Annotated in this window: 26 protein-coding genes and 2 pseudogenes; 7 read left to right on the top strand and 21 right to left on the bottom strand. The window is 63.9% G+C overall.

Translation table 11 applies throughout. The annotated features are described in order from the left end of the window. Positions 1 to 14 precede the first annotated feature (14 nt). The 5 genes from AXW67_RS37705 to AXW67_RS37685 all read right to left on the bottom strand — a co-directional run bounded on the left by AXW67_RS37705 (position 15) and on the right by AXW67_RS37685 (position 5,005). Positions 15 to 1,064 carry an L-idonate 5-dehydrogenase gene (locus tag AXW67_RS37705; protein ID WP_027556675.1) on the bottom strand — a complete coding sequence of 350 codons (1,050 nt, stop codon included), beginning with the start codon at positions 1,062 to 1,064 and terminating at the stop codon, positions 15 to 17. Next, positions 1,061 to 2,467, bottom strand: coding sequence for a TRAP transporter large permease (locus AXW67_RS37700; RefSeq protein ID WP_027556674.1), 1,407 nt, complete (start codon positions 2,465 to 2,467; stop codon positions 1,061 to 1,063). The genes AXW67_RS37705 and AXW67_RS37700 overlap by 4 nt, the downstream gene beginning before the upstream one ends. 4 nt (positions 2,468 to 2,471) lie before the next feature. Continuing rightward, positions 2,472 to 3,050, bottom strand: a complete 579-nt coding sequence (locus tag AXW67_RS37695; RefSeq protein ID WP_063681966.1) for a TRAP transporter small permease — start codon at positions 3,048 to 3,050, stop codon at positions 2,472 to 2,474. A 104-nt stretch (positions 3,051 to 3,154) separates the two neighbouring features. Further along, a complete protein-coding gene (locus tag AXW67_RS37690; RefSeq protein WP_371260922.1) occupies positions 3,155 to 4,120 on the bottom strand; it encodes a sialic acid TRAP transporter substrate-binding protein SiaP in 966 nt (321 codons plus the stop codon). A gap of 30 nt (positions 4,121 to 4,150) precedes the next feature. Further along, a complete protein-coding gene (locus tag AXW67_RS37685; protein ID WP_063681965.1) occupies positions 4,151 to 5,005 on the bottom strand; it encodes a FadR/GntR family transcriptional regulator in 855 nt (284 codons plus the stop codon). A 168-nt stretch (positions 5,006 to 5,173) separates the two neighbouring features. On the opposite strand from AXW67_RS37685, the gene AXW67_RS37680 reads away from it, so the two are divergent. Both AXW67_RS37680 and AXW67_RS37675 read left to right on the top strand, forming a co-directional pair. Continuing rightward, a complete protein-coding gene (locus AXW67_RS37680) occupies positions 5,174 to 6,643 on the top strand; it encodes a mannitol dehydrogenase family protein (protein WP_063681984.1) in 1,470 nt (489 codons plus the stop codon). Between the two features lie 97 nt (positions 6,644 to 6,740). Beyond that, the gene (locus AXW67_RS37675; protein ID WP_063681964.1) at positions 6,741 to 7,154 is read left to right on the top strand and encodes a nuclear transport factor 2 family protein; all 414 of its coding nucleotides are present in this window, start codon (positions 6,741 to 6,743) and stop codon (positions 7,152 to 7,154) included. Between the two features lie 19 nt (positions 7,155 to 7,173). Here AXW67_RS37675 and AXW67_RS37670 read toward each other — a convergent pair whose 3' ends face one another. Further along, positions 7,174 to 7,881, bottom strand: a complete 708-nt coding sequence (locus AXW67_RS37670) for an HAD family hydrolase (RefSeq protein ID WP_063681983.1) — start codon at positions 7,879 to 7,881, stop codon at positions 7,174 to 7,176. A 183-nt stretch (positions 7,882 to 8,064) separates the two neighbouring features. Between AXW67_RS37670 and AXW67_RS44600 the strand changes: the two are divergent. The 3 genes and pseudogenes from AXW67_RS44600 to AXW67_RS37660 all read left to right on the top strand — a co-directional run. Next, a pseudogene (locus AXW67_RS44600) lies at positions 8,065 to 8,541 on the top strand (Rossmann-fold NAD(P)-binding domain-containing protein); the annotation flags it as partial. Between the two features lies 1 nt (position 8,542). Continuing rightward, a pseudogene (locus AXW67_RS44595) lies at positions 8,543 to 8,895 on the top strand (NAD(P)-dependent oxidoreductase); the annotation flags it as partial. A gap of 125 nt (positions 8,896 to 9,020) precedes the next feature. Further along, on the top strand, positions 9,021 to 10,109 hold the full coding sequence (locus AXW67_RS37660) for a serine hydrolase domain-containing protein (protein WP_063681962.1): 1,089 nt from the start codon (positions 9,021 to 9,023) through the stop codon (positions 10,107 to 10,109). A 142-nt stretch (positions 10,110 to 10,251) separates the two neighbouring features. Here AXW67_RS37660 and AXW67_RS37655 read toward each other — a convergent pair whose 3' ends face one another. After that, complete coding sequence (locus AXW67_RS37655) at positions 10,252 to 11,526, bottom strand: MFS transporter (RefSeq protein ID WP_145928140.1); 1,275 nt, start codon at positions 11,524 to 11,526, stop codon at positions 10,252 to 10,254. Between the two features lie 498 nt (positions 11,527 to 12,024). Between AXW67_RS37655 and AXW67_RS37650 the strand changes: the two genes are divergently transcribed. Then, entirely contained in the window at positions 12,025 to 12,603 is a 579-nt protein-coding gene (locus AXW67_RS37650) for a MarR family winged helix-turn-helix transcriptional regulator (protein WP_063681960.1), read from the top strand. Between the two features lie 13 nt (positions 12,604 to 12,616). On the opposite strand, the gene AXW67_RS37645 is transcribed toward AXW67_RS37650, so the two are convergent. Further along, entirely contained in the window at positions 12,617 to 13,570 is a 954-nt protein-coding gene (locus AXW67_RS37645; RefSeq protein ID WP_063681959.1) for a hypothetical protein, read from the bottom strand. Positions 13,571 to 14,388: 818 nt separating this feature from the next. Here AXW67_RS37645 and AXW67_RS37640 point away from each other — a divergent pair. Next, the gene (locus tag AXW67_RS37640) at positions 14,389 to 15,159 is read left to right on the top strand and encodes a response regulator transcription factor (RefSeq protein WP_027556663.1); all 771 of its coding nucleotides are present in this window, start codon (positions 14,389 to 14,391) and stop codon (positions 15,157 to 15,159) included. 120 nt (positions 15,160 to 15,279) lie between these two features. Here the strand turns inward: AXW67_RS37640 and AXW67_RS37635 are convergent, their stop codons facing one another. The 13 genes from AXW67_RS37635 to AXW67_RS37575 all read right to left on the bottom strand — a co-directional run bounded on the left by AXW67_RS37635 (position 15,280) and on the right by AXW67_RS37575 (position 25,423). Then, positions 15,280 to 15,738 (bottom strand): hypothetical protein, encoded by a 459-nt coding sequence (locus AXW67_RS37635; RefSeq protein WP_027556662.1) that lies wholly within the window; start codon positions 15,736 to 15,738, stop codon positions 15,280 to 15,282. Continuing rightward, positions 15,735 to 16,244, bottom strand: coding sequence for a hypothetical protein (locus AXW67_RS37630; protein WP_063681958.1), 510 nt, complete (start codon positions 16,242 to 16,244; stop codon positions 15,735 to 15,737). Before AXW67_RS37630 ends, AXW67_RS37635 begins: the two co-directional genes overlap by 4 nt. A gap of 41 nt (positions 16,245 to 16,285) precedes the next feature. After that, complete coding sequence (locus AXW67_RS37625; protein ID WP_063681957.1) at positions 16,286 to 16,750, bottom strand: rod-binding protein; 465 nt, start codon at positions 16,748 to 16,750, stop codon at positions 16,286 to 16,288. Beyond that, positions 16,747 to 17,166 carry a hypothetical protein gene (locus AXW67_RS37620; protein ID WP_027556659.1) on the bottom strand — a complete coding sequence of 140 codons (420 nt, stop codon included), beginning with the start codon at positions 17,164 to 17,166 and terminating at the stop codon, positions 16,747 to 16,749. The genes AXW67_RS37625 and AXW67_RS37620 overlap by 4 nt, the downstream gene beginning before the upstream one ends. A 6-nt stretch (positions 17,167 to 17,172) precedes the next feature. After that, positions 17,173 to 17,925, bottom strand: a complete 753-nt coding sequence (gene fliR, locus AXW67_RS37615) for a flagellar biosynthesis protein FliR (protein WP_063681956.1) — start codon at positions 17,923 to 17,925, stop codon at positions 17,173 to 17,175. Then, positions 17,922 to 20,003, bottom strand: a complete 2,082-nt coding sequence (flhA, locus tag AXW67_RS37610; RefSeq protein ID WP_063681955.1) for a flagellar biosynthesis protein FlhA — start codon at positions 20,001 to 20,003, stop codon at positions 17,922 to 17,924. Before flhA ends, fliR begins: the two co-directional genes overlap by 4 nt. Before the next feature lie 78 nt (positions 20,004 to 20,081). Further along, entirely contained in the window at positions 20,082 to 20,348 is a 267-nt protein-coding gene (gene fliQ / locus AXW67_RS37605) for a flagellar biosynthesis protein FliQ (RefSeq protein ID WP_027556656.1), read from the bottom strand. Positions 20,349 to 20,350: 2 nt separating this feature from the next. Continuing rightward, the gene (flgD, locus tag AXW67_RS37600; RefSeq protein WP_063681954.1) at positions 20,351 to 20,767 is read right to left on the bottom strand and encodes a flagellar hook assembly protein FlgD; all 417 of its coding nucleotides are present in this window, start codon (positions 20,765 to 20,767) and stop codon (positions 20,351 to 20,353) included. A gap of 14 nt (positions 20,768 to 20,781) precedes the next feature. Beyond that, the gene (flbT, locus tag AXW67_RS37595) at positions 20,782 to 21,192 is read right to left on the bottom strand and encodes a flagellar biosynthesis repressor FlbT (RefSeq protein WP_063681953.1); all 411 of its coding nucleotides are present in this window, start codon (positions 21,190 to 21,192) and stop codon (positions 20,782 to 20,784) included. After that, on the bottom strand, positions 21,192 to 21,536 hold the full coding sequence (gene flaF / locus AXW67_RS37590) for a flagellar biosynthesis regulator FlaF (protein ID WP_063681952.1): 345 nt from the start codon (positions 21,534 to 21,536) through the stop codon (positions 21,192 to 21,194). The genes flbT and flaF overlap by 1 nt, the downstream gene beginning before the upstream one ends. A 56-nt stretch (positions 21,537 to 21,592) precedes the next feature. Further along, positions 21,593 to 22,648: a flagellar hook-associated family protein gene (locus AXW67_RS37585; protein WP_063681951.1), complete on the bottom strand. Its 1,056-nt coding sequence runs from the start codon at positions 22,646 to 22,648 to the stop codon at positions 21,593 to 21,595. Continuing rightward, entirely contained in the window at positions 22,648 to 24,135 is a 1,488-nt protein-coding gene (flgK, locus tag AXW67_RS37580) for a flagellar hook-associated protein FlgK (protein WP_063681950.1), read from the bottom strand. Before flgK ends, AXW67_RS37585 begins: the two co-directional genes overlap by 1 nt. A gap of 46 nt (positions 24,136 to 24,181) precedes the next feature. Further along, on the bottom strand, positions 24,182 to 25,423 hold the full coding sequence (locus tag AXW67_RS37575) for a flagellar hook protein FlgE (protein WP_027556650.1): 1,242 nt from the start codon (positions 25,421 to 25,423) through the stop codon (positions 24,182 to 24,184). Positions 25,424 to 25,513: the final 90 nt, after the last annotated feature.

The raw sequence follows: 25,513 nt of genomic DNA, 5'->3' as shown, positions 1-25,513 counted from the left end.
GCGTTCTCCCAGGATCAGTTCGCTGTCAGCACGACCTTGACGCTCTGCGAGCGGTCGAGCGCGAGGCGGAGCGCATCGGGCGCCGTCGACAACGGCCGCTCGGCCGTGACCAGCGACAGCACATCGACGCTGCCGGCGGCGATCAGTTCCACCGCGGTCATGAACTCGAAGCCGAAGCGGAACGAGCCGCGCAGGTCGATCTCCTTGGCCATCACCGCGTTCGCCGGCACCGGAATCTGGCCGCCCGGCAGATTGCCGATCTGCACCACCGTGCCGCCGCGCCGGACGATCTGAATCGCACTGGCGAGGCCCGCAGCCGTGCCGGAGACTTCGAAAGCGACGTCGTAAGGGCGCGCGGCCGCCTGGGCTTTAAGGCCGTCCTCGCCGGTCCCGACGTTCTCGACATGGTCGGCCCCTAGCCGGCTGGCAAACGCGAGCGGCGCCGGCGCGATGTCTGCGACCGTGATGTCGGCGATGCCGGCACGGCGTGCGGCGAGCATGGTCAAAAGCCCGATCGGGCCGGCGCCGAAGATGATGCCGCGCTTGCCCTCGATGTTGCCGGCGCGCGCGACCGCGTGCAGGCAGACCGCGAGCGGCTCGGCGAGCGCTGCGGCCTGATAGGAGACGTGATCGGGGATCTTCACGCACTGCGCCGGGATTGCGTCGAAATAGTTGGCGAAGCCGCCCTGCATGTGCGGCGTCTTCGACGCCGAGCCCATGAAGTAGATGTTCTCGCAGAGGTTCGGCCGGCTCTCGCGGCAGGCGACGCAATGGCTGCACCAGCGCGACGGATTGACGGCGACGCGGTCACCGACCTTCAGGTTGGCTGCGGATCCGGCGATCTCAACCACCTCGCCGGAGATCTCGTGCCCGAGAACCAGGGGCGACTTCACCACGAAATCGCCGGTGCGGGCATGGCGGAAGTAATGCATGTCCGAGCCGCAGATGCCGCCGGCGCCGAAGCGGATGCGCACCATGCCGTCGCTGAGCTTATCGAGCGGATGCTCGATCATGCGCAGGTCTTCGGGACCGAACAGGGTTGCGGCGAGAGCTGTGGAGGTCATTTGGAGAGTCCCATGTATTTTGGCAGCCAGAGGGTCAGTTCAGGGATGTAGGTGATCGCGATCAGGGCGAGCAGCAGCGGCACCAGCCAGGGCAGGATCGCCACCGTCGTGCGTTCGACCGAGAGCTTTGCAACCCGCGCCAGCACGAATAGCACCATGCCGAGCGGCGGATGCAACAAGCCGATCATCAGGTTCAGCGTCATGATCAAGCCGAAGTGGATCGGATCGATACCGAGCTTGAGCACGATCGGCAGCAGGATCGGTACCAGGATGGTGATCGCCGCCGTGGTGTCGATGAAGCAGCCGACGAACAGGATCAGGATGTTGGCAAGCAGCAGGAACACCCATTTATTGTGGGTGACGCTCAGCATGAAATCCGACAGCGTCTGCGCGGCCTGCGACACCGTCAGTAGCCAGGCGAAGATCGAAGCGGCGGTGACGATGAAGAGCACGGAGGCCGTTGTCTCGATGGTGTCGAAAGTCGCTTTCGCCACCGTCTTCAGCGTCATGGTGCGGTAGCGCACGAGGCCGAGGAACAGCGACCAGATCACGGCGGCGACTGCGGCCTCCGTCGGCGTGAACCAGCCGAGCGTCATGCCGCCGATCAGAATCACCGGCGCCATCAGCGCCATCACCGCGGAGAAGTCGAAGTACCAGTCGATCGCGAGCAGCGTGCCGAGACCGATCACGACCGCCATGTTGGTCGACATACCGGCCAGCGTCATCAGCCAGATCGCGAGCGGGAAACTGAGCACGATCGCGATCTCGAGTCCGGCCGAGCCAAGCTGCGGCCAGGAGAACGGCGTATCGCTGCCCCACTTGTTCTTGTGCGCAAAGTAGGTGACGGTCGCCATCATGAGCAGCGTCATGACGACACCCGGAATGACGCCGCCCAGGAACAGCGCGCCGATCGAGACGTTCGCCATCATGCCGTAGATCACGAAGGGCAGCGACGGCGGGATGATCGGCCCGAGCGTCGCGGAGGCCGCGGTGACGCCGACCGAGAATTCGGTGGAGTAGCCGTGATCCTTCATCGCCTTGATCTCGATGGTGCCGAGACCGGCGGCGTCCGCGATCGCGGTGCCGGACATGCCGGAGAAGATCACCGAGCCGATGATGTTGACGTGGCCGAGGCCGCCGCGCATCCAGCCGACCAGCGCGACGGCGAATTTGTAGATGCGGCCCGTGACGCCGGCGATATTCATGAGATTACCGGCGAGGATGAAGAAGGGCACGGCGAGCAGCGGAAAGCTCTCGACGCCGGCGATCATGCGCTGCGCCAGCGTGACGTCGGGCGTCACACCGCTCACCAGGATGTAGAGCAGCGACGACGCGGCCATGGCGATCGCCACGGGAACGCCGAGCAGCATCAGGATGAGAAAACCACCAAGCAGCAGCAGCATGACGTTACCCCTCCGATCCGTCGTAGGCGCCCGGGCGTTCCAGGATCGAGTAGCCCTGCCGCCAGTTCTCCAGCGCCACCTGCACGGAGCGCACGGTCATCAGCACGAAGCCGAGCAGCACGGCGTAATAGACGTAGTTCTTGGGAAAATTGATCGTGGTCATCGACTCGTCGCCGATGATCTGGATGTAGACCCAGACCAGCTTGATGGCGTAGCCGAAGAAGGCGATCCGGATCAGGTCGATCACCGTCGACAGCACGCGCGCGACCAAATGGGGCAGATAGCGGTAGACGAGATCGACCTGGATGTGCCGCGACAGCCGCACGCACATCGACGAGCCGATGAAGACCACGCCGATCAGGCAGTAGGTCGCGATCTCCTCGGTCCAGGCGTAGCTGTCGTTGAGCACGTAGCGGGTGAAGAACTGGAGGAAGACGGCGAGCGCCATCGCCCAGAAGATCACGAGCGCCACCCAGTCCTCGAAGGCATAGATGCCGAGATCGACCTTCGGCGTCGCCTCCTCTTCGAAGGTATGGGCGATCTCATCCCCGGTGATCTGCCGGTGTATTTCGGCCGTCGACATGTGTTACTCCCCAAATGGACTGGACGTCATTCCGGGGCGACGCGTGAGCGCCGAACCCGGAATCTCGAGATTTCTCGCTTCGCGCGAACCGGAATGACCTGCGGTCACTTCACCGCCTGGATGCGCTCCCAATCCGCCTTGCGATAGCCGAAGGTCTCGAACGGGACGTTCTTCAGCACGATGTCGCGGAACTCGTTCTTGTCGACCTCGGTCACGGTCAGGCCCTTCTCCTTGAAGAACGCGACGAGCTTGGCTTCGTTCTGCTTGATCTCCTCGGTCGCCTTGGCGGCGGCTTCCTGGGCGACGTCGGTGAAGATCTTCTTGTCCTCGTCGCTGAGCTTCTTCCACAGCGCACCCGCCACCACCGTGTTGAGGTGATCGACGATGTGGCCGGTCAGCACGATGTGCTTCTGCACCTCGTAGAACTTCTTGGCCTCGATCGTGGTCAGCGGGTTTTCCTGCGCCTCGACGGTGCCGTTCTGGAGCGCCAGATAGACTTCCGCGAAGGCGATCGGCGCGGTGTTGGCGCCGCAGGCGCGCGGCATTGCGAGATAGGCCGGCACGTCAGGCACGCGCATCTTGAGGCCCTTGAGGTCGGCGCAGGTCTTGATCGGCTTGTTCGACGAGGTCTGGCGCACACCGTAATAGGTCACCGCGATGATGTGATGGCCGCTCTTGTCCTCGTAGCCCTTGGCGAGCTCCTTGAAGATGTCGCTCTTGGTGTACGCGAGCAGATGGTCGGCGTCGCGGAAAGTGTAGGGGTAGTAGGTCACGCCGATCGGCGGAAAACTCTTCGCCGCGAAGCTCGAGCCGGAGATGATGATGTCGACCGAGCCGAGCGAGAGGCCCTGGTTGATGTCGGCCTCCTTGCCGAGCTGGGACGCCGGATAGACGTCGACCTGATAGCGCCCGTTGGTGCGCTTGCCGATCTCCTGCGCGGCCCAGACCGAAGCAGAGTGGAATGGCTCCGAGGTTTCGTAGACATGGGCCCATTTCAGCTTGGTCTGCGCCATGCCGGCAGCCGTGGTGGCAAGCATTGCGGCGATTGAGACCGCCAGCACCGTCGTCATTTTCCTGAACATTGATTTTTCCTCCATCGCTCAAGTCTGCTTCTTGTTCGCCCGCCCCGAGACGGGTGCGGACCGCCCAATCTCATCGCCGCTGCGCGCGGCCTGCTTCTTCGGCGCTCGTTTTGGTTTTGACGGCTTCGCCGCAGATCGCCCCGCCCGGCTCTGGCCGGAGGCCATCGCTGCGACCTCGATACCGAAATTCTGCGCGAACCGCTCCTGCGAGCGCGCAAGATGATCGCGCATTGCGTCGCGGGCAGCATTCGGATCACGCGCCGCAATGGCGTCGCGCACCGCGCGGTGCTCGTCGAGCGCGGTGCGCCAGGTGCGCGGATTCTCGAAATAATGCGCAAGCTGCGCGAAATAGGGATTGAGGCGCTGGTCGAACAGCTCGCCGACGACGCGCACCAGAACCGCATTGCCGAGACTGCCGGCTATCGCGACATGGAAGGCACGGTCATGGATCATCGAGGCTTCGCCGGGGTGCTCGACATTTTCCATGGCAAGGAGCGAGGCGTCGATGCGTGCGAGATCGTCCTTGGTCGCCATCCGCGCGGCCTGCTCGGCGATCGCACCTTCGAGGAATTCGCGGGCGCGCAGCAGCTCGAACGGGCCCTCGACGACCGCGGCCGCCTGTACAAGCGCGGCAGCCCCCGCAGGTTCGATGACATAGATTCCTGAACCGACGCGGATGCGGACGCGACCTTCGACCTCGAGCGCGATCAGGGCTTCGCGCACCGTCGGCCGCGACACCTTGAGCTGCTCGGCGAGCTCGCGCTCGGTCGGCAAGCGGCTGCCGACCGCGTATTCACCGCTGTCGATCAGACTTCGCAATTGATCGGCGACCTGGCGATAGAGCCGTCTCGCCTCCACAGCTTCCAGCGGCACGCTGGCCTCCCCGAAAGGGTCTCACCGGGTGGTTCTTGCCCGGCGGCCCGCCAATTTTGGAAAATTGGTCTTACCAATTGACCGGAGCATTGACCGAGGACGGGCGCCATGTCAAGCAGCAGCAAAGCAAAGGGGGAGACGACCATGCGCCTTGCCATGCGCCTTGCCATGCGCCTTGGCCGCGCCAATCTCGGCCGGCTGCCGCCGGCCATCCGCCGTCCGGCCTATGACCGCTCGCGCCTCGCACCCGGTATCGTGCATCTCGGCCTCGGCGCGTTTCATCGCGCCCATCAGGCCGTCGTCATCGACGATTGTCTTGCCGCCGGCCAAGCCGCCTGGGGCATCGTTGGCGCAAGCCTGCGCAGCCCGGATACACGCGACGCCCTCGCCCCGCAGGATCATCTCTATACCGTCGCCGTTCGCGCCGCCGAGGGCACCGAGCATCGCGTCATCGGCGCGCTGCTCGACAGCGTCGTCGCCCGCGAGAACCCTGCGCGGCTGGTCGACAGGATGGCGGATCCCGCCGTCCGCATCGTCTCGCTCACGGTGACTGAGAAGGGCTATTGCCACACGCCGCAGACCGGCGATCTCGACGAGCGGCATCCGGATGTCGTGCACGACCTGAACAATCCCGAGGCGCCGCGCTCGGCGCCCGGCTTCATCGCGGCGGCGCTGGCGCGGCGGCGGGCACAAGGCCTTCTCCCCTTCACCGTGCTGTGCTGCGACAACCTTGCCGCCAATGGGCATACCGTGCAGCGGATCGTGACGCAGTTCGCAGCGCTGCGCTCGAAGGATCTCGGCAAATGGATCGCCGATACCGTCGCCTTCCCCTCGACCATGGTCGACCGCATCGTGCCGGAGACGCTGGAGGGCGATCGCGAGGCGGTCTCCGCCGCGCTCGGCATGCGCGACGCGTGGCCGGTGATGACCGAGCCGTTCACGCAATGGGTGATCGAGGATCGCTTCTCCGCGGGCCGGCCGGATCTCGCCGCCGCGGGCGTCGAGCTCGTCACCGATGTCAAGCCGTTCGAGCTGATGAAGCTGCGGCTGCTCAATGCCAGCCATTCGGCGCTCGCCTATCTCGGCTATCTCGCCGGCTATGAGACGATCGCCGACACCATGACCGATCCGCATTTCGCGCGCCTCGCCGCGCGGGTGATGGAAGAGGCCGCGGTGACGCTGACGATGCCGGCCGGCACAGACCTTGCCGCCTACCGCGCATCGCTGCTGCGGCGCTTCGCCAACCCGGCGCTGCATCACCGCACCTGGCAGATCGCCATGGACGGCTCGCAGAAGCTTCCGCAGCGCCTGCTCGGCGCGATGCAGGATCGCTTGCAGAAGAACCTGCCGATCGACACGCATGCGCTCGCCGTCGCCGGCTGGATGCGCTACGTCACGGCGAGCGACGAGCAGGGCCGCGCGATCGACGTGCGCGATCCCCTGGCTGGCGAGCTTGCGGCGCTCGCGCGCGAGGCAGGTCCGGTCGCAGAACGGCTCGCGCCGGCGCTGCTCGGCGTCGGAAAAGTGTTCGGCCCCCTCGGAGACGACCCGCGCCTGCGCGAAGCCGTGAGCGCCGCGCTCGGCCGGCTCTATGCGGAAGGAGCGCGGCGCGCGGTGGCGACTCACATCGCTACGTGACGGCGTCCGCGCCGCGGCCATGTCGTTGTTGCACTGCGGTCAAAATTGAGCAGAAGTCGCGCTTGATTTTTCCGCGTCGTTGGCTCACGCCAGAGGCATGACGAAGGACAGCAAGGTCATTGCCGCCAACGCCGCCTTCTACGCTGCCTTCGCGACCGGTGACGTCGCGGGCATGGAGCGGATGTGGGCGGACGACGACACCATTTCCTGTATCCATCCCGGCTGGCCGGCGATTGTCGGGCGGGCCACTGTGATCGGAAGCTGGCGCGACATCCTGCAGAACCCGGAGCGGCCGCAGATCGTGTGCGCCGAGCCGCAGGCGATCGTCGACGGCGACAGCGCGCGCGTGCTCTGCATCGAGATCGTCGACGGCACGGCGCTTGCCGCCACCAACCATTTCAGGCGCGTTGCCGACGGCTGGCGTCTCGTTCACCACCAGTCGAGCCCGATCGCGCAGATCGTCGAGCAGACCCACGAGGACCCGCCTGGCCCGAGCCGGCGGTTTCACTGAAGCGCAATAGGATGCTGCTTCAGCCGAGGCGTTCCAGCTCCGACAAATCGTCCAGCACGAGGCGCGCGCCGGTGAAGTCATCGTCACTGAAGTACATGCTGCGCGTGATCAGGACGGGGACGCCCGCGCGCGAGGCCGCGATCAGGCCGTTGGCGGAATCCTCGATCGCGAGACAGTCAGACGCCATCAGGCCCAGTTTCGCCAGGATATCCAGGTACACGTCCGGGGCGGGCTTCTTGTGGCGGACATCGTCGCCGGCGACGATCGCATCGAAATCCGTGGCCCAGCGCTTCCCCAGCGCACGCGACAGCAGCGCATCGATATTGCCGCGCGAGGTCGTTGTTGCGATCGCGAGCCGCTGGCGGCGCGCCTTCGCCGCGGCAAGCAGCTCCGTCACGCCCGGCCGCAACGGGCAGCAGCCTGTTTCGACCAGTTCGGCGTAATGCTCGGTCTTGATGCGATGGAGATTTGCGATGTCGTCGTCCGACAATGGCGCGACGTTTCGCTGCATGGCGTGGTAAGCACGGATGCGTTCCTTGCCGCCCGTCACCCGCAACAGATTCTTGTAGACGGCACGGTCCCAATGCCATTCGAGCCCGCAGCGGACAAAGGCTTCGTTGAAGGCCTGCCGGTGCAATTCCTCCGTCTCCGCCAGCGTGCCGTCGACATCGAAGATCAGCGCGGCGGCGCGCGGGATCAGATCCGCGGCCGGCGCTTCCTCCCGGATGATCGACGTCTGCGGCAATGCCCTCTCCAACAAACGCTCCCGGTCGATCGGGCTCCGACCGAGCATGGCGCGCACTGGCGGACGAGTAAAATCGCAATATCTTTTGCTGGACCCAAAAATCCCTTATGAGCGGCTTGCGCACCGCGGTCTGGACGGGTCCGACGGCGATCAGCAAGGAGATCCATGCGGCTCTTCATCTTTGGCCTCGGCTACAGCGCCCGGCACTTCGTCGGTAGATTTGGCGGCGCGTTCTCGCATATCGCCGCCACGGTGCGCGATCCTGCGAAGCAGAACAACCTGGCCGGCGTCGAGCTCCATCGGTTCCCGGGGAACGATCACGATCTGGTCGAGCGGTTTCGCTATGCCGATGTTCTTCTGCTGTCTATACCACCCGATCGCACCGGCGATCCCGTGCTCGCGGCCTTCACGGACGCGCTCGCGGCGGATCGCGGCCGGAAGGCGATCTACCTCTCCACCGTGGGCGTGTATGGCGATCATGGCGGCGCATGGGTCGACGAGAGCACGCCTGCGCGGGCTGGCCTCGACCGCACGCGGATGCGGCTAGCGGCCGAACAGGCCTGGGTGGGTGCGACGCGCGGCGAAGCGGCCATCCTGCGGCTCGCCGGAATCTACGGCCCGGGTCGCAACGCTCTGGCGACGNCCCGCCGCATCGTCAAGCCGGGACAGATATTCAATCGGATTCACGTCGACGATATCGCCAGCGCGGTCATGGCCGCGGTTCGTCACCAGGGCGGCGGCACGTGGAATGTCTGCGACGACGAGCCCGCCCCGCCACAGGACGTGATCGCCTATGCCGCGAAGCTGATGGGCGTTCCGGCGCCGGCCGCGGAAGCGTTCGAGACCGCCGAGATGTCGGCGATGGCACGTAGCTTCTATGCCGGCAACGCCCGCGTCTCCAACGCGCGGTTGAAGCGCGAGCTCGGCGTTACGCTGGCCTTCCCGACCTATCGGCAAGGTCTCGTGGCGCTGTGGGGCGCAGGCGAAGGCCGATAAGAAGTCCGCCGCATCCGGACAAGCCCCTGCTCCGCTTTCCCTGCAGTTGACTTCAATCCGGCGCGGACGCGATCTTATGGATTTAGCGGGCCATTCATATAACGAGCCCGCTCTGGGAGGACAGAATGAAGAAGACGATCGCCATGATCGCGGCGGCGGCTGCCGTCATCACCCTCAACGCGGCCGGGGCCGCGCCACTGCCTGAAGCTGCTCCCGACGACGTCGGATTCTCGGAACAGGGCCTCGCGCGGCTCGATGACTTCTTCGCGCGCGAGATCGCCGCCAGGCGCGTGCCCGGCGCGGTGGTCGCCATCGCACGCGACGGCAAGCTCGTTCACTACAAGGCTTACGGCATGCTCGATCCGGCCAAGGCCACGCCGATGCCGGTCGACGCGATATTCGCGCTGGCATCGATGACCAAGCCGATGGCAGCTGTGGCAGGCCTGACGCTGATGGAGCAAGGCCGGCTGCCGCTCCAGGCCAAGCTTTCCGACTACTATCCGGGCTTTGCCGACATGAAGGTCGGCGTGCCCCAGGGAGACGGCTCGCTCAAGCTCGAGCCGCAGGCCTCGCCGGTCTACATCCACGATCTCTACCGGCACACCTCCGGCCTGATGTATGGCGGCCGCCCGGACAGCTCGAGCCCGGTGGCGCGGCAATATCCTGACGGCGTCGCGCCGGCGCTGGAAGGCGACACGCAGGCCTTCGTCGATCGCATCACCAAGCTGCCGCTGGCGCACCAACCCTCGACGGAGTTCGAGTACGGCTTCTCGATCGACGTGCTCGGCGCTGTGATCGAGAAGGTCAGCGAGCAGAAGCTCGGCGAATATCTCGCCGCCAATGTCTGGCAGCCGCTCGGCATGAAGGACGCGACCTTCGAGCTCGATGGCCAGCGCATTCTCTGGCCCAAGACCGTGCATCACATGACGAGCAACCACCTCGGTCCCGAGATCAAGAACAACGTCGCCAATGTCGAGCCGCATCGCGCCGGCTTCGGCTTTGGCCTTGCGGTTGCAGTCCGCACCGGCGAGGGCCTGTCGTCGGTGCCAGGCAATCCCGGCGAGTTCACCTGGAACGGCGCCTATGGCACGCAGTTCTTCTGCGATCCCAAGGAGCGGCTCGTCGTGGTGGTGGGCACGGCCGCGCCCGGCGAGCTGCGGAAATACTACCGCGAGCAGGTGCAGGATATCGTCTACGGCGCGATGGCGAAGTGAGCGCGCTCTCAAAGTCGCGCGGGCGGCCGACCCGGCCGCCCGCTTGAAATCCGGCGTCAGCTCAGCACGCCATCTTCTGGCACCGCATTCGCCAATAGTTGCCGGCGAAACGCAAATCACCAGCCTGCGAGCGTGCGGGCAATCAGGCCTTGGCTTGCCGTTGTTTCACCGGCGCAGTCTCCGGCATCAGGCCCATCGCGACGAGTCCGACGATTGCTGCGAGCAAGAGGTACCACGCCGGCGCCAGCGGATTGCCGGTGACGTGGAGGAGCCAAGTCACCACGAGCTGCGCAGTGCCCCCGAAGCTCGCAATCGCAACCGCATAGACGGTCGCGAACACGCCGCCCCGGATGTTCTGGGGCAGCGCCTCGGTGAAGGTGGCGTAGAACGCGGTGAACGGCAGCGAGCCGATGATCGACAGCACGCCGAAGCCGACCAGAAGCGAAAACGCGCCGGGCGCGTGAACGATCCACAGGAAGGTCGGATAGGTCAGCGCGAGCGTGACGAACTGCGGCCAGACCATGACCGGCTTGCGCCCCAGGCGGTCGGCGAGCCAGCCACCGAACAGCGCGCCGACGATCTGAAGGCCGTTGCTGACGAGCGATACGGTGAAGGCCAGTGTCGGCGTCACATGCAGCGTATTCTGCGCGTAGGTCGTCATGTACTGCGTGACATAGGTCGAGATAGTGCCGCTCGCCAGGATCATCAATGCAAGCGCGATGACGCCGATGTGGCGGCGCGCGAGCGACAGATGGTTCGAGCGTTCTTTGGCTTCAGTGTGCGGGATCGTTTCCGGCAGTGTCCGGCGCATCCAGATGCCGAACGGCAGGCAGATCGCACCGATCAGGAACGCCACCCGCCAGCCATAGGAATCCAGCATCTCCGGTGCCATCGTGTTGCTCAGGACGACGCCGACCAGCGCGCCGGCGGTCGCGGCGATCTCCTGGCTCGCCGGCTGCCACGCCACCACCAGCGCCCGATGCTCCGGCGGCGCGATCTCGATGAGATAGGCCGTGGTGGGACCAACCTCGCCGCCGAGGGCGAACCCTTGCACCATGCGCGCCGCGATCACGATGACCGGCGCCGCAAGGCCGATCGTGTTGTAGGACGGGGTCAGCGAAATGGTCAGGATCGCCCCGCCCATCAAGGCAAAGCTCAGCAGCATCGCAGGCCGTCGGCCGATCCGGTCGGAATAAATGCCGAGCACGATGCCGCCGATCGGCCGGGTGACGAAGCCCGCGCCGAAAGTCGCCAGCGACAGCATCAGGCTGCCGTACTCGCTCTGGACCGGGAAGAACGCGTGGCCGATCTGGATCGCGAAGAAGCTGTAGGTGATGAAATCGTAGAACTCGAGCATGTTGCCGATGGTGGCGGCCAATGCCGCGTGTTTGACGTTGAACGGCTTTGCTTGCTTCATCACGGACGACAATCTCTGATTCTCTGGGCCTGCTCGCTGCCGCGATTTAATCGTCTCTCCGCGTTGCATCGCAACATCCATTAACCGAAAAGAACGGTTCTATTGCCGCCGACCACATCTGGGCCCGTTGCAGATGTTCAAAGCTCTCGCGCTATTCGAGAGCTTCCACGGCAGCAAATGGGACCCGCAGTGGCGGCAAAGCCACATCATGTGGCCTGAGCCGCTGCAAACGAGTCCGCGTATGCCGTGAATTTCGCGAGCAGCGCCCTTCATTTGACTGAAATTTTCAGAATACTTGAGCCGCGCAATTTACTCGAACTTTCGTCGTGACGCTCTAGTTCCACTCGCGAAAGTTCCATCTCCAGAACGGAGAGGCGTCACGCGCGGCAAGTCTTCTTGCTCCGAGCCGACGTATCGCTCGAGAGCTTCATTCTGCCCCGCCCAGATTGCGCTACCAATGGCTCAATTGAATAAAGCTTTATCCGACTTGGATTGGAAATGAATCTAGCACGCGAGTCGATCGAATTATTGGAGCAGGTCGCGCGGATCATGTGGTTCGAAGGCACCAAGCATGGCTTGCGCGATCGCGAGTGGATGGCGCTGCGCTTCCTCTCCCGCGCCAACCGCTTTTCCAGGACGCCCTCGGCGCTGGCGAGCTACGTCGGCACCACGCGCGGTACTGCTTCGTTCATCATCGGCGAGCTCGAGCGTCTCGGATATCTGGAGCGGAAGCGCTCCGCCAAGGACAAGCGCTCGGTGATGCTGAGCGTTACCCAGCAGGGCAAGAAGTTCCTGGCGCGCGATCCCGTCAACGTTCTCGTCGACGCGATCACCGTGCTCGACGACGACGGCAAGATTCGCTTTCGCGACGCGCTACGGCACGTGCTCGATCAGTCGGATGCGGCCGAGCAGCGGCACCACACCGACGTCTGCAAGCGCTGCATCTTCCTCCGGGAAGACCGCACGGCGAGCGCCAGCAAGACGACGGTCGAGTTCACCTGCCGCCTGTTTCGCGCAGCGATCGCGGAAACCGAGATCGACCTGCTATGCACCAGCTTCGAGCATCACCGCCAATAGCAGACCGCCGCGATCACGGCGTTCCCTTGCGCGAGGAGTAAACGACGCCCCCGCTCGCTTCCACGACCAGGCGTCCATTCTCGTTCCTGATCTCCTCGATGCGGCCAAGGCCGGGCACCTGCTGGCCCAGCACGGCCTCGACGACCCCGTTCGGTCCTTGCAGGATGGCAATTCCCTCATACGCTTGGCGAACCGACCAGCCCTTGACCGGCTTGCGCGATGCCAACGTGCGTTCGGATGGCGACACCGAACCCGTGACTTCTGGCGCAGCGAGCGAGGCCATCATCGGCATCGGCTGAGACGCCGGCTGCTGCGACTGCGCCATCGCTGGCGCCGGAGCCTGGGTTTGCGCCAGGGCGAGCTTGTCGAGCTTGGCTGTCGAGGACGAGCTTACCCGCTCGATGCGATCCAGATTCTCCGCGAACCGGCCAAAGCGATCATTGGTGGCCTTGCTCGACTGATCGACGGCGGTGCGCAAGCCGTCGAGATTTTCGGACACGCCTGACACCTGCTTGCGCAGCTGCGCGACCGTCTCGCGCAGATTCCTGATCTCGGCATTGGCCGCGGCATTGGTCTGGACCGGCTGCGTGGCGAGATAGGCGATCACACCGGTGCAGGCGCAGACCACCAACCCGACCGCGGCAGCCAACGTTGCAAGCGGCGCGACCCATGTGGGACGCGGCGGCGGCGGCTTCGCTACGATCACGGCCGGACGAACGACGGCCGGCGCGGGCTTCGGTATCGCCATCTTATCGAGCCGCGCCTTGGCGCGAATGCGCTTGAGACCTTCGAGCGCCTCTTTCGCCAGGGCTTCATCGCTTGCTGTTGCGGACGCGGGCCTCGTGCCGGCGGCGGGCTTAGCCGCTCGCGCCGCATTGTCCTTTGCATCGCGCGTCGCCGGCGCCGGCTTCGCGGCGGCGGACATATCCGCGGTCTCGTTGGGACGAGCTTTGCCATCGGACAACATATGAAAATGCTCCGTTCGGTTCGACAGTTCGAACGAAGCTAGTTGCCGAAGCTTGCCTGAAACGTGCGCACGGAAAAAATCTCGTCACGCAAGATACGACGTCGACCTGAGTCTAATGCGTCATGCATGAGGCAAGAGTGCGACTCGAAAGCCACACACTCGCCAAGATTTCGCCAAGCTGGAGTCGCGTCGCCATACGTGAGTCGAATTGTCGCATGTGATCGCACGTCAACGCGAGTCAATCCGGAGTTGAAAATATCCCAAAGTGTTTACCCCGCAGTGCGACGAAAAATAGCTGCAATTCTACGGGCCTACAGAAATTTGGAACCGCCCCGGGAAAAATATAGTTTGGAATCTAAATCAACTGATACGATCAGATATACCAAGAAACAACTCGAAACAAACCAATAGCATCAAGGCCTCGAATCAACAGCTTTGTTCCGCGCGCTTGATCGGAAATCGGCAATTGTTACGGTCCTACTCAAGTGATTCTCGCCAGCCTGGCGAGGAGATCGACACAGTTCAGTAGTGTTCGGACGCGATGAGCAACTTGGCGCAACTGTACTAGGTCGTTTTCTCAATCCGCTCCGCGAGGTGATCCGTACGACACCCGCCGAGCCCCACGTCGTAGCGTTCAGTATCGAGTCGAAGTAGCAGGCCTGCATCCGCAGGCACTGAATGCGTAAGGCTGCCCGCGAATATCCTAATCAGAACAACAGTTCGCGGGAAGGAATGTCGTCAAACAGCATGGCTGCCGAGCCGGGGCATCACAGACCACTACCCGGCCGCAGCAAGTGCGAAACAGGGGCGAAAGACTGATGTATATTATCGTTGATGATCGCGAGAGCGTCACGAACAGCTACGTAGGCGGGCTCGTTCGTGAAGGCGTATCGTCGATCGGCTTCTCCTCCGGAGAATTCTGGGACTGGCTGCAATCCGCAAGCGAAGCGGATCTTGCCGCGGTCGACGCGTTTCTTCTGGGGGACACCGATGCCCGCGGAAGCCTGCCGCGGGCGGTGCGGAAGCGATCCGCAGCTCCCATCATCGCCGTGAGCGGCCAGAAGATGCTCAAGAACACGCTGGAGCTGTTCGAATCGGGTGTGGACGACGTCGTCCACGTGCCGATTCATCTACGCGAGATTCTCGCTCGGACGGCCGCGATCGCGCGCCGCCGGGTGGGCGACCTGCCGAGGCCGTGCGAGAACAGGATCCAGGTCTTCTTCAATGGACGCGATCCGGAGATTGAAGGCCGTGCCCTCACCCTTCCGCGCCGCGAGTTGCGGATCCTCGAATACATGGTCGGCAATCACGGAAAGTGGATCACCAAGACGCAGATCTTCAACGCCGTCTACGGCATCTTCGAATCCACGTTCGACGAGAGCGTGATCGAGAGCCATGTCAGCAAGCTGCGCAAGAAGCTCCGTGACCGCCTTGGCTTCGATGCGATCGTGGCACGCCGCTACGTCGGATATCGGCTCAACATCCCGGCCGCCGAGGTCCTGGATGAGCCGATGCAGGAGCTCGACGAAGTCGGCATCCTCCTCAACCGGGTGCACGCCGCGCCGGCAGCCTACCCGGCAGGAAACTGACGCCGCAAGTCGTCAATACGACAGCCACATCGGCCTCTGCGGCAGGATAACCGCAGAGGCCGATGCCTTTTCAGCAGCGGGTTCGACGAAGGGCGGGCACGGCTTGGCCGGCGCACCGGATCACGGCTTCTGCTGGAATTCGTCCTTCGAGACGAAGTTGAAGTCCTCGACCAGGACGTCCTGGACGATGTCGGCCTGCATCCGCTCGTTGACGCGCTGCTTGATCGCGGCCGTGAGGATGGACAGGTCGTAACGGGCGAGCTTCCTGAAATCCAGGCGGTCGTCCGCATAGATCCTGCGAAAGGCCTCATCCACGACGAACGGCTCGGGCGGGACGGTGAGCTGGTGCATGGTCCGCGCCTCCACGGTGTAGACGAAACGCGCGACGATGTAGCCCTGCACGCCTCCGTTCTCGACCATGGGCACACTCAGCGCTCGCGTCTTCTGGTATTGCAGCCCGTCGAGATATTCGTCCTTGGCAGGCAACAGGCTGCCGTTTTCCTTCCAGTAGGCCACCGCATAGCTCGTGCCCGCGGTGAGGATGCATACCCAGAGTCCGGCCAGCACCAGTCTGATCATTTGCGGTCCTGCGCTGCGCGGCCGCTATAGGTACCGTCCGACTCGGCATCCTTGATCGCTTTGATGATGACGGCCGCGACTTCCCGTACCGCGTCGTAATGCATCTCGAGCATCGCGCGGTTCCGCTCGAGCTTGTCGCGCAGCCGCTGGATTTCCCAGGTGATCTCGGCCTCGCCGCCGAGATGAATCCGCGCCCGCATCAGGCGGACGAACTCCAGCATGCTCCGGCTCTTGCGCGCGCTGAAGTCGTCGAAGTCGATCTTCTTGCCGGTGGCGAGCGCGACCGTCTCCTCCTCCACGATGCCCTCGAGCCGCCGGATCGCCGCCAGGAGGCCGCTGACCCCGTCCGACCTCACCGCATCGGCCGTTCTGACCGTCAGCTCACCGCCGGCATCCGGCACGTGCACGGGCAGCAAGGCGTTGCCCGGCACGGCTTCCGCCACCTGCTCGGTCTGCGCTTCCCGCGATTCCATCACCAGATTCATCGCGCTGTCGTCTGCCTGCATGAGAGGTCCACCCTCAACTGTCGTCACCCGTTCCAAATCCATCATCCGGCCTTGCCCACATCGTCACGAAGCGCCGGGTGCGCACCGGCGAGCTGCTTGGCAATGCCGATGCCGTTGCCTTTCGCAAGTTGGTTGCCGAGCTGCTCCGCCAACATCGACTTCCAGACGCTGCCGGCGGTTCCCTTGCCGAACACCTGCTCCGACTCCTTCGGCAACATCGTCTCGACGAAGGTCTGGAGGATGAAAGCCTCGAACTTGCGATAGACGTCGCCCGAAGCCGGCGCCTTGATCACCTGCACCGGCGCGGCGTTCGGCGCCTGCGCCTCCGCCGTCTTCGCAGCCTGCTCGCCAGCCGCGGCCTTGCCGACCTCGGCCTGCATCGTGGCGGCAAAATCGGCATCCGAAGATTTCAGTGCGTCCAGCTTCGCCGTCGCCACGCGCTGCGTCACAGGATCGACGGCCTCAAGAACGTCGAGAACGAGGTCGGGTGTCGCTGTCACGATCATGTTCGAATCCGGCTGGCTGTCATCAACGTCCAATCAGGCGCTGCGGAGCGCGTGCCCCCGATGTCTTCGAGCGATCGCTTCTCGGCGTCGCGACGCTTTTCCGCCAGCGCCGCCTTCGCGACCTGCTCGAGCTGCTTGACGCGGCGGCTCTCGGAGCGAACCTGGTCGAGCTGGCGCGAGGCCTGCGCCTGGACGGCTTGTGCGCCAACGCTCGTCGTCGTCAGGCGCCGCGCGATCGATTCGCTCGACGATCCCACAGGCAGCTCTCCTCCGTTCAGCGCCCCGACCAGCCAGGCTTGCTCGTCCTGCAAGCTTCTCTCCTGCTGCCGCAGCTGCGCCAGCTGCCATTCGGCAAGCCGGAGCTGAAGCTTCACCAGCGAGACCATGCGACCGAGCTTTTCCGCGCGCGACGTCATGGCCGATCACTCCGCCAGCCAGGCGTGCACGCCGAGCATGAACTGCGTCAGCAGCTCGTCGCTGGTGAGGTAGAGCAGCAGAAAGCCGCCGAACAGCACGAAGGGTACCGAGACGAAATAGACGGGAATCGCCGGCGTGAGCTTGTTGATCAAGCCGACGGCAAAGTTGACGATGACCGAATAGACGATGAAGGGGCTTGTGATCCTGAGTGTCAGCACGAACGCTTCGGACAGGCGGCTGGCGAGCTGATCCAGCGCCATGCTCCCGCTGAGCCGGTCGCCGGGATGCCAGACGTCGTAGGAGTTCATCAGCCCGCGCAGCACCTGCCAGTGCTGGTCGGTCAGGAAGAACAGCGTGGTGACGGCCGCCATGATCAGCGGCACCAGGGCCGGCGCCGGATCGGTGTCGGCGACCGGCGTTCCCGGGATGTTGCTGAGCCCGATCGCGCTCGCCATCACGGTCGCCATTGTCTGGAGGGCGAGGAAGAACACGCGCCCGCCGAGCCCGATGACACTGCCGATCAGGAGCTCGGACCAGATCAGGAGCGCAAGCGTCAGCGGCGGCGCGTTTTCGAGTAGCGGCTTCAGCACCGCGATCAGAATCGGCGTCAGCGCGAACGTGGTGACGAGCGCGATGAACAGACGAACCTGTGCCGGAACGTTGACGCTGGAATAGCCCGGCACCAGCATCAGGCAGGCTCCGATGCGGCAGAACACGATGAAGGTCACGAGCACGCTGTCGGCGAGGCCGCTGATCACGACACCGCTCCAAGCGCTCTGATCTCGGCGCTGCGCGCGACTTCGACATGCGACAGGATCGGCAGGGTCGGAAACACTCTTTCCAGGATCATGCGGACATAGGGCCGCGCCTCGGGAGTCACCGCGAGCACGACGCTGGTGCCATTCTCGGTGAACTTCCGGATCGCGGCGCTGGCCTCGGTCGCGAACTGCTCGATCAGACGCGGATCGGCGTCGAACTCGACGACATCGCCCTTGGCATCGCGCTTCAGGCTCTGGTGGAAGGCGAGGTCCCAGCGGTTGCCGAGACGGACGACGTTGAGCACTCCGTTGTCGGAGAGGTCGCCGCAGATCTGCTGGGCAATACGCATCCGTACGTGCTCGGCGACCTGCTCCGAGCGCCGCACATGGGGCGCGATCTCGGCGATCGCCTCGAGGATCAGATGAAGATTGCGGATCGACACCCGCTCGGCGAGCAGGATCTTCAGGATCGCGAGCAGGCCGGAATAGGAAATCTGCGACGGACAGAGATCGTCGACCAGGCGCTTGTATTCCGGATCGAGGCGGTCGAGCAGCGCGCGCATGTCCTTGTAGGACAAGAGCTGGGCGAGGTTTGCCCGGAGTACCTCGCTGAGATGCGTGAGCAGCACCGAGAGATTGTCGACCGGCTTGCAACCCTGACGTTTGACCTCCTCGGTGAAGGCTTCGGTCACCCACAGCGCCTTCATGCCGAACGCCGGCTCGATCACTTCGTCGCCTGGAACGTCGGGCTTGCCGTCCTTGTCCACCAGCACCATAACCTCGCCGAGCCTGAGCTCGCCATGGGCAACGCGGGTGTCGTGGATCCGGATCTGGTAGCCCTTAGGATCGATCGAGAGGTTGTCGGACAGCTTGATCTCGGGGATCACGAAGCCGTACTGCTTGGCGAACTTCTTGCGGATTTTGCTGACGCGATGGGCGAGCTCGTTGCGCGAACCCAGGAGGTGGACGGAGAGATGGCTGCCGAGCTGCAGCTCGATCTCCGCAGTCCTGAGCGATTCCTTGACGGACTCCTTGGCCTCGGCCTGCGCCCGCTCGCCGGCCTTGCGCGCGTCCTCCTTCTGCTTCGCGGCCGCCTGCCGCTTCGGCAGCGTATAGCCGACAAAGGCCATGACACCACCGAGCAGCACGAACGGCGCCATCGGCAAACCAGGCATCATGGCGAGCACGAACATCATCAGCGCCGCCGCCGACACGGCGCGCGGATAACCGCCGAGCTGCCGTAGCACGGCCTGCTCCGCCGAGCCCCTGGTGCCGCCCTTGGAGACCAGCAGCCCCGCCGAAAGCGAGACGATCAGCGCCGGCATCTGCGAGACCAGGCCGTCGCCGACCGAGAGCTTTGTGTAGACGTCGGCGGCGCGCGCCAGCGTCAGCCCGTGGTGGGTGATGCCGATGACGATGCCGCCGAAAATATTGATCGCGGTGATGATCAGACCGGCGATGGCGTCACCGCGCACGAATTTCGAGGCACCGTCCATCGCGCCGAAGAATGCGCTCTCCTCTTCGAGCTCGCGGCGCCGGCGCTGGGCCTCCTTGTCGTCGATCAGACCGGCGGACAGGTCGGCATCGATCGCCATCTGCTTGCCGGGGATGGCATCTAGGGTGAAGCGGGCGCCGACTTCCGCGATGCGCGTCGCGCCCTTGGTGATCACGACGAAATTCACCGTGACCAGGATCGCGAAGATAATCAGGCCGATGACGAAGTCGCCGCCCATGACGAATTTGGAGAAGCCGGCGACGACGTAGCCGGCGGCCTGCTCGCCCTCTCCGCCGCGCGACAGGATCAGGCGGGTGGTGGCGATGTTGAGCGCGAGCCGCAGGATCGTCGCGATCAGCAGCACGGTCGGGAAGGCGGAGAAGTCGAGCGGCCGCTGGATCCACAGCGCGACCATCAGGATCAACGCCGACAGTGCGATCGAAAAGGCAAGGCCGAGGTCGATCAGGATCGGCGGAATCGGCAGGAACAGGATCGTGAGCATGGTCACGATACCGCCCGCGAAGAAGGCGTCTGCCCCAAGGCGTCGCGGGCTGGGCAGACTAGCAGCTAACGTATCGGCCATGGGTCACCGGCAGCAGATTCCGGTCTGCAATCTGCCGCGCAAAGCTTACGCGAGGGTGGTGGCCGGACGCTTTGCGGATCAGAAGCCGTGTTCGATCCGCGAATAGACCATCTCGGTGAAGGTGGAGAGATGCGCGCCGATGAAGGAGCCGGAGACGGCGACGACCAGGAGGATAACGATGATCTTCGGAACGAAGGTCAGCGTCACCTCCTGGATCTGGGTGAGCGCCTGGATCAGCGCGATGATGGTGCCGACCAGCATCGCCGCGCCGACGGCAGGGCCGGAGGCGACGATGATCGTCCAGATCGCCGCCTGGACGATGTCGAGGGCGTCCCGTTCGTTCATGGCTAGCTGATCGTGAGACCGGGGCCGACGGCGACCTTCGTGCCGTTCTCGAGGGTCGCGATCGAGCCGTCGCTGTTGATGGAGATCGAAGCGACCTTTCCGCTGAAGGTCGCACCCGTCGAGTCCTTGAAGCTGACGGTCTTTCCGATCAGCCCGTCGGCCTGCGACAGCGACTGCGAGGACAGCAGCGCATCCAGCTTCGTATTGGTCTGCATGGCCTGCTCGACCGTCGAGAGCTGGGCGAACTGGCTCATATACTGCGAGGTGTCCATCGGATTGGTCGGATCCTGGTTCTTCATCTCCGCGACGAGAAGCTGAAGAAACGTGTTGTAATCGACGCCGTTGCTCGATGTGGCCGCGGTCGAGCCGGTCGGGCTCGACGTCTTGCTGGTGGTATCGGTCGCGCTGGTGACGTTCATGTGCCTCTCCGCTGTCAGGCAGCTTGGAATGGGAATTCGGTCGTCGTGCCGGCCAGGATCGCCTGTTCCACCGGGAACAGCCCCCGGATCCGCTTGAGCGCCTCGAAGTAGCGCGTCGCTCCGACCAGTTCGTCGATCGCGGCGAGCCCCTCCAGCATCTCCTTGCTCTCGCACACGGCACACAAGGCCGCGTGATGCTGCCCATAGAGCGCGGTAGCGTCCCGAACATCCGTCGGATTCATCAGCATGAGCTGCACGATGAAATAGAGCTGACGCATCGCCGTGGTGGCATCGGAGGCCTGCATGACCTGCCCTTCGAGCAGGAACATCACGTCGTTGACGAGCTCGACGGAGACCTTGCGGTCCACGCGCAGCACCGCGCCGTTGACGTAGATCCGCTCGCCCGCCCGCAAGGATACCTTCATTAAAGCGCGTCTCGGATCAGGCGGTTGATTTCGATGAGCTGCATCACGTCGTTCGACTTCTCTTCGCGAAGCCGGTCGGATTCCTTGACGACCCACACGCCGATCGAGATGATGTCGGCGCGCAGCTGCTCGGGGAGACCGTTCTCAGGATGAGCGAGATCCTCGATGAAGATCGTCCACAGCCGCCGGACATAGAGCAGGCTCTGGACCAGATCCTCGACGCTGAAGCGCCCGCCCTGGAGCCGCTCGAGCTGGTCAATGCCGAGACTGAGAGCCCGGCGCTCGCGTCCCCGCGCTTCATGGCCGCTGTCTTCGACGACCGCTTCATAGGCTTCAAAAGTCATCAGAACCACTCTGCGCAGGAGACCGGACAACGAGACAAGGCTTGCAAAGCCCCGGCTCAGAGATAATTGATGAGGCTGATCTTCTGGAGCTGCGAGGTGAGCGCGAGCGCCGTCTGGATCTGGGTCTGCAAGGCGTTGACGCGGACCGAGGCCTCGGTCGGATCGACCTGCTCCAGCTTGACGATCTGATTGTTGAGAATGTCGTGCTGGATCTTCAGCTTGTCTGTCGCGGCGGTGATCCGCTGCTGGACCGAGCCGACGGTGCCGCCGAGCACGGCGAGATCGTCGATAGCGCCGCCGACGAGGCTGATGGCCTTGTCGACGACCACTTGGAACGTGGCCTGGCTCAGGTTCGTGTTCCCGAGATCGCTCATCATGGTGTAGGCCTCGGCGAGCTTTTGAAAGCCGGGCTGGTTGGCGCTCACGGAGCTGTCGACGATCTCGGTGGTGGAGATGCGGCTCTGCAGCGGTTGATTGGTCGCCGACGACCAGTTCGTCCAGTTCGTGCCGGTGAACTCCGCATCGAAGGTGGTGTTGAGGAAGGTCTGCATCTGGGCCGGCGTGATGCTGCTCACACTTGGCGAGGATTGCGAGAAGCCGAAGCCCGCCGGCGGTGCTGCCAAGAAGTCAGCGTCGACCTGGTTCTTGTTGGCAGAACCGGACACGTAGTTCGTGATCGGCGCGTTTTGCGTATTGAGACCGCCGAACAGGTATGAGCCGTTGTAGGACTGGTTGAGTGCTCCGATCAGGTCCTGGAGGTTGGCGGACGCGCTCGGCAGAATGATCCGCGCGCCGTTGTTGACGTTACGCGACGCGATCAGGCTCTTGAGAAAGTCCTGCGCGGTGGTGGTAAGCTGGGTGATCCGGTTCTGGGTCACGTCGAGACGGCCAGCAACGAGCTCGTTGGTGTCGACGAGCTGGTCGGCGAAGTTCATGTCGGCGCGCAGGCCGGCGTCGCTCCCCGTCAAAGTGCCGAGCTCGAGGCCGACATCGGCGAAGCGTCCGGTGGTCGCCTCCTTGCTCGCCTTGCTCAGCGCGCTCTGGTTGTTCGTGATCGAGTACCTCAACGACGAGGACAGCATCAAGGTCGAGATGTAGTTTGCGCTCATCATTAGGATGTTCCCACGGCGGCCAGCAGGCTCTTCAACATGTCGTCGACGGTCGAGATCAGCTTCGACGACGCCGAATAGGTGCGCTCGACCTGGAGCATCAACGACATCTCGTCGTCCATGTTGACGCCATTGACGTTGGATAGCGCCGAGTTGCTGCGGTCGAGCAGCGTGTTCTGGTACTGGACGTTGTCGTTGGCGGTCTTGCGCTGGTTCTCGATCCAGCTCGTCGATGACGAAGCAAAATCGATCACGCTTCCGTTCGGCTTGCCCTGTGTCGTCGTGTCGAATGGCTGCGCCGCATCCATGTTGCTGACGAGCTGATGAAGCCGGGTCGAGAAGCCGGCCATGCCGGTGGTGTTGTAGTTGTAGGCCGGAAGGCCACTGATCGCGCCGTCGCGCAGCAGATTGGGATTTCCTGCAGGGGTGGCGGACGGATCGACGGAAGCTGCGACCGTGATCGTGCCGGCAAGTCCGACCAACACGGTCGCGCTCGCAGGCACGGTCGGCGCGCCGGGATACGTGAACAGCCCGGGCCTGTCAGCCAGTGTCGGAACCGGCGACTGATCACTCTCCTTGAAGGCGGTGATCAGGCCGCGCGCGATTTCGTCGAGCTGGCTCTGATATGTGACCGTGGCATTGTCGCGCAGTTGGGCGAGACCGGCGAGCTTGCCGGTCTTGAGCGGCATCACGGAATTTGCGCCGGTCACCGGCACGCCGTCGATATAGACCGCGTTGCCCGTCGTGCCGGGCGTATAGGCATTGGTCGCCGCAAAGCTCACCGTCCGCGCCGTCTTGTCGAACAGGACGACGCCGCTGTCGGTGTAGAGCGCCGCATCGCCGTTGGCGCGGATCGACATGGTGACACCGACCTCCTGCGACAGCTTCGAGACGATGCTGTCGCGCTGGTCGAGATAGTCGGTGACGTCGTCGCCGGCGATCGTGCCCTTTACGATCGCGGTGTTGACGGTATCAAACTGGGTGAGGAGCTTGTTGATGTTGGCGACCGAGGTCGCCATGTCGGCGTCGGCGCCTTCGCGGACCGACTGAACGGTCTGGGTCGCCTGGTTGAGCGAGGTCGCCATGTCCTTGGCGGACGAGACGGCCGCCTGCGCCAGCGTGGTGTTGTCGGGAGCGTTGGCGTATTGCTGCAACGCCTGCTTCAGCTTGTTGAGCTGGGCCGTCGGCGACTGATCGAGTTCGGGATCGTCCACCGTGGCGGCCGCGATCTTCTGGAGGCCATCATAGATCGCGCTCTGCTTGGCGGATGCCGAGGTCGCGGTCAGCACGTTTGTGAACAGGCCGCCGCTCGCGGCGCGCTGGATCGCCGCGACATAGACGCCCGCGCCGGGCAGATTGTCCAGCACGGTGATCTTGCGCGAATAGCCGGCGGTGCTGGCGCCGGCGATGTTGCGCGAGACGACCGAGGACTGGATGCCCGAGGCCATGAGCGAGGCGCGGGCGGAGTCGAGAGCGGCAGTAAGGGACATGGCGTTCTCTTGAACGTTCTCTTGGCCAGTTTCCGCGCTGAAGGATTCAGCGCTTCAGGTTGACGACGACGTCGAGCAGGTCCGCACCGGTCTGGAACGACTTCGAGTTGGCGGTGAAGCCGCGCTGCGCTTCGATCATCGCGGTCAGCTCGTTCGCGAGATCGACGTTGGAATCCTCCAGCGCACCCGATTGAACCGTGCCGCGCCCGCCAGCGGCGGCATTCCCGACCTGTGCGTTTCCCGAATCCATGCTGATGGAATAGACGTTGCCCGCCTCGGGGGTGAGTTTGTCGGGGCTCGGAACGTCGGCGAGCATGATCGTGTAGAGCGGCGTTTGCTGCCCATTCTTGAGGATGGCGGTCAGCACGCCCTGGGAGTTAACGTCGACCTTCTCGATGGCAGATGGAACGCTGCCGTTAACCGTCGCCTTGAAGTCGAAGCTGGAGGCAACCTGCGTCACAGCCGACATGTTGATCGTGAAGAGTGAGCCACCGGGAACAGTCACGGTGAGCGACGTTGGGGATGCAGCGGCCAGCGCGCCCTTTCCGGCCGCTGTCGTGTCGAAGGTAAACGTACCAAGACCACCCGCAAGCGGGGTACCCGCCGCCGAATCGTAGACCTGGATCTGCCAAGTGTCCGTACCGGCAACCGATCCGGTCTTAGCCATATAGACGTCGAGCTTCTTGGCGTTGCCGATGTTGTCGTAGGCCACGATCGAACTCTTCGACGAATATGACGTCGGACTGGGAGGCAGAGCTGCCGGCGGGACGATGGCCGCGCTTGGATCCAGATTGCCGGTCACAGTCGCCAGCGTCGATGCCACAGGCACCTGCGATACCTGAGAGATGTTCACGATCTGAAGTCCCGTCAGATTGTTCTGCGAGAAATTGGTTACAAGACCCTGCTTGCCCAGAAGATAGAAGCCGGCCGCGTTGACCAGATTGCCCTGGCTGTCCGGCACGAACGAGCCGGCTCGCGTCAGGTATTGCTGCGTGTTGTTGGCATCCGACACCACGAAGAAGCCGTTGCCCTGGACGGCGAGGTCCGTCGTCGATGTCGTGAACTGCGTATGTCCGGCGTCGCTGATGGCGTAGCGGACCGTCGTCTCGACCGCACCGGAGTCGTAGTTGCCCGAACCGCTTTTCAGGATCAGCGAGGAGAATTCGGTTGAAGCCCGCTTGTAGCCGGTGGTGTTGACGTTGGCGATGTTGTCCGAGACCGTCGACAGCTTGTTGGATTGCGCAGACATTCCGGAAACGCCGGTGCGCATAATGCCGTAGAGGCTCATGGATTGGGCTCCTTTGGTAGGTTGGAACTACAATGAGGGTTCTTGCTTGCGCGGGGCTGATGGTCAGCGGCGATCCACAACTTCCTGTTG

Source organism: Bradyrhizobium neotropicale (assembly GCF_001641695.1).
GTDB lineage: Bacteria > Pseudomonadota > Alphaproteobacteria > Rhizobiales > Xanthobacteraceae > Bradyrhizobium > Bradyrhizobium neotropicale.
This window is presented reverse-complemented; position numbering and strand designations above follow the sequence as displayed.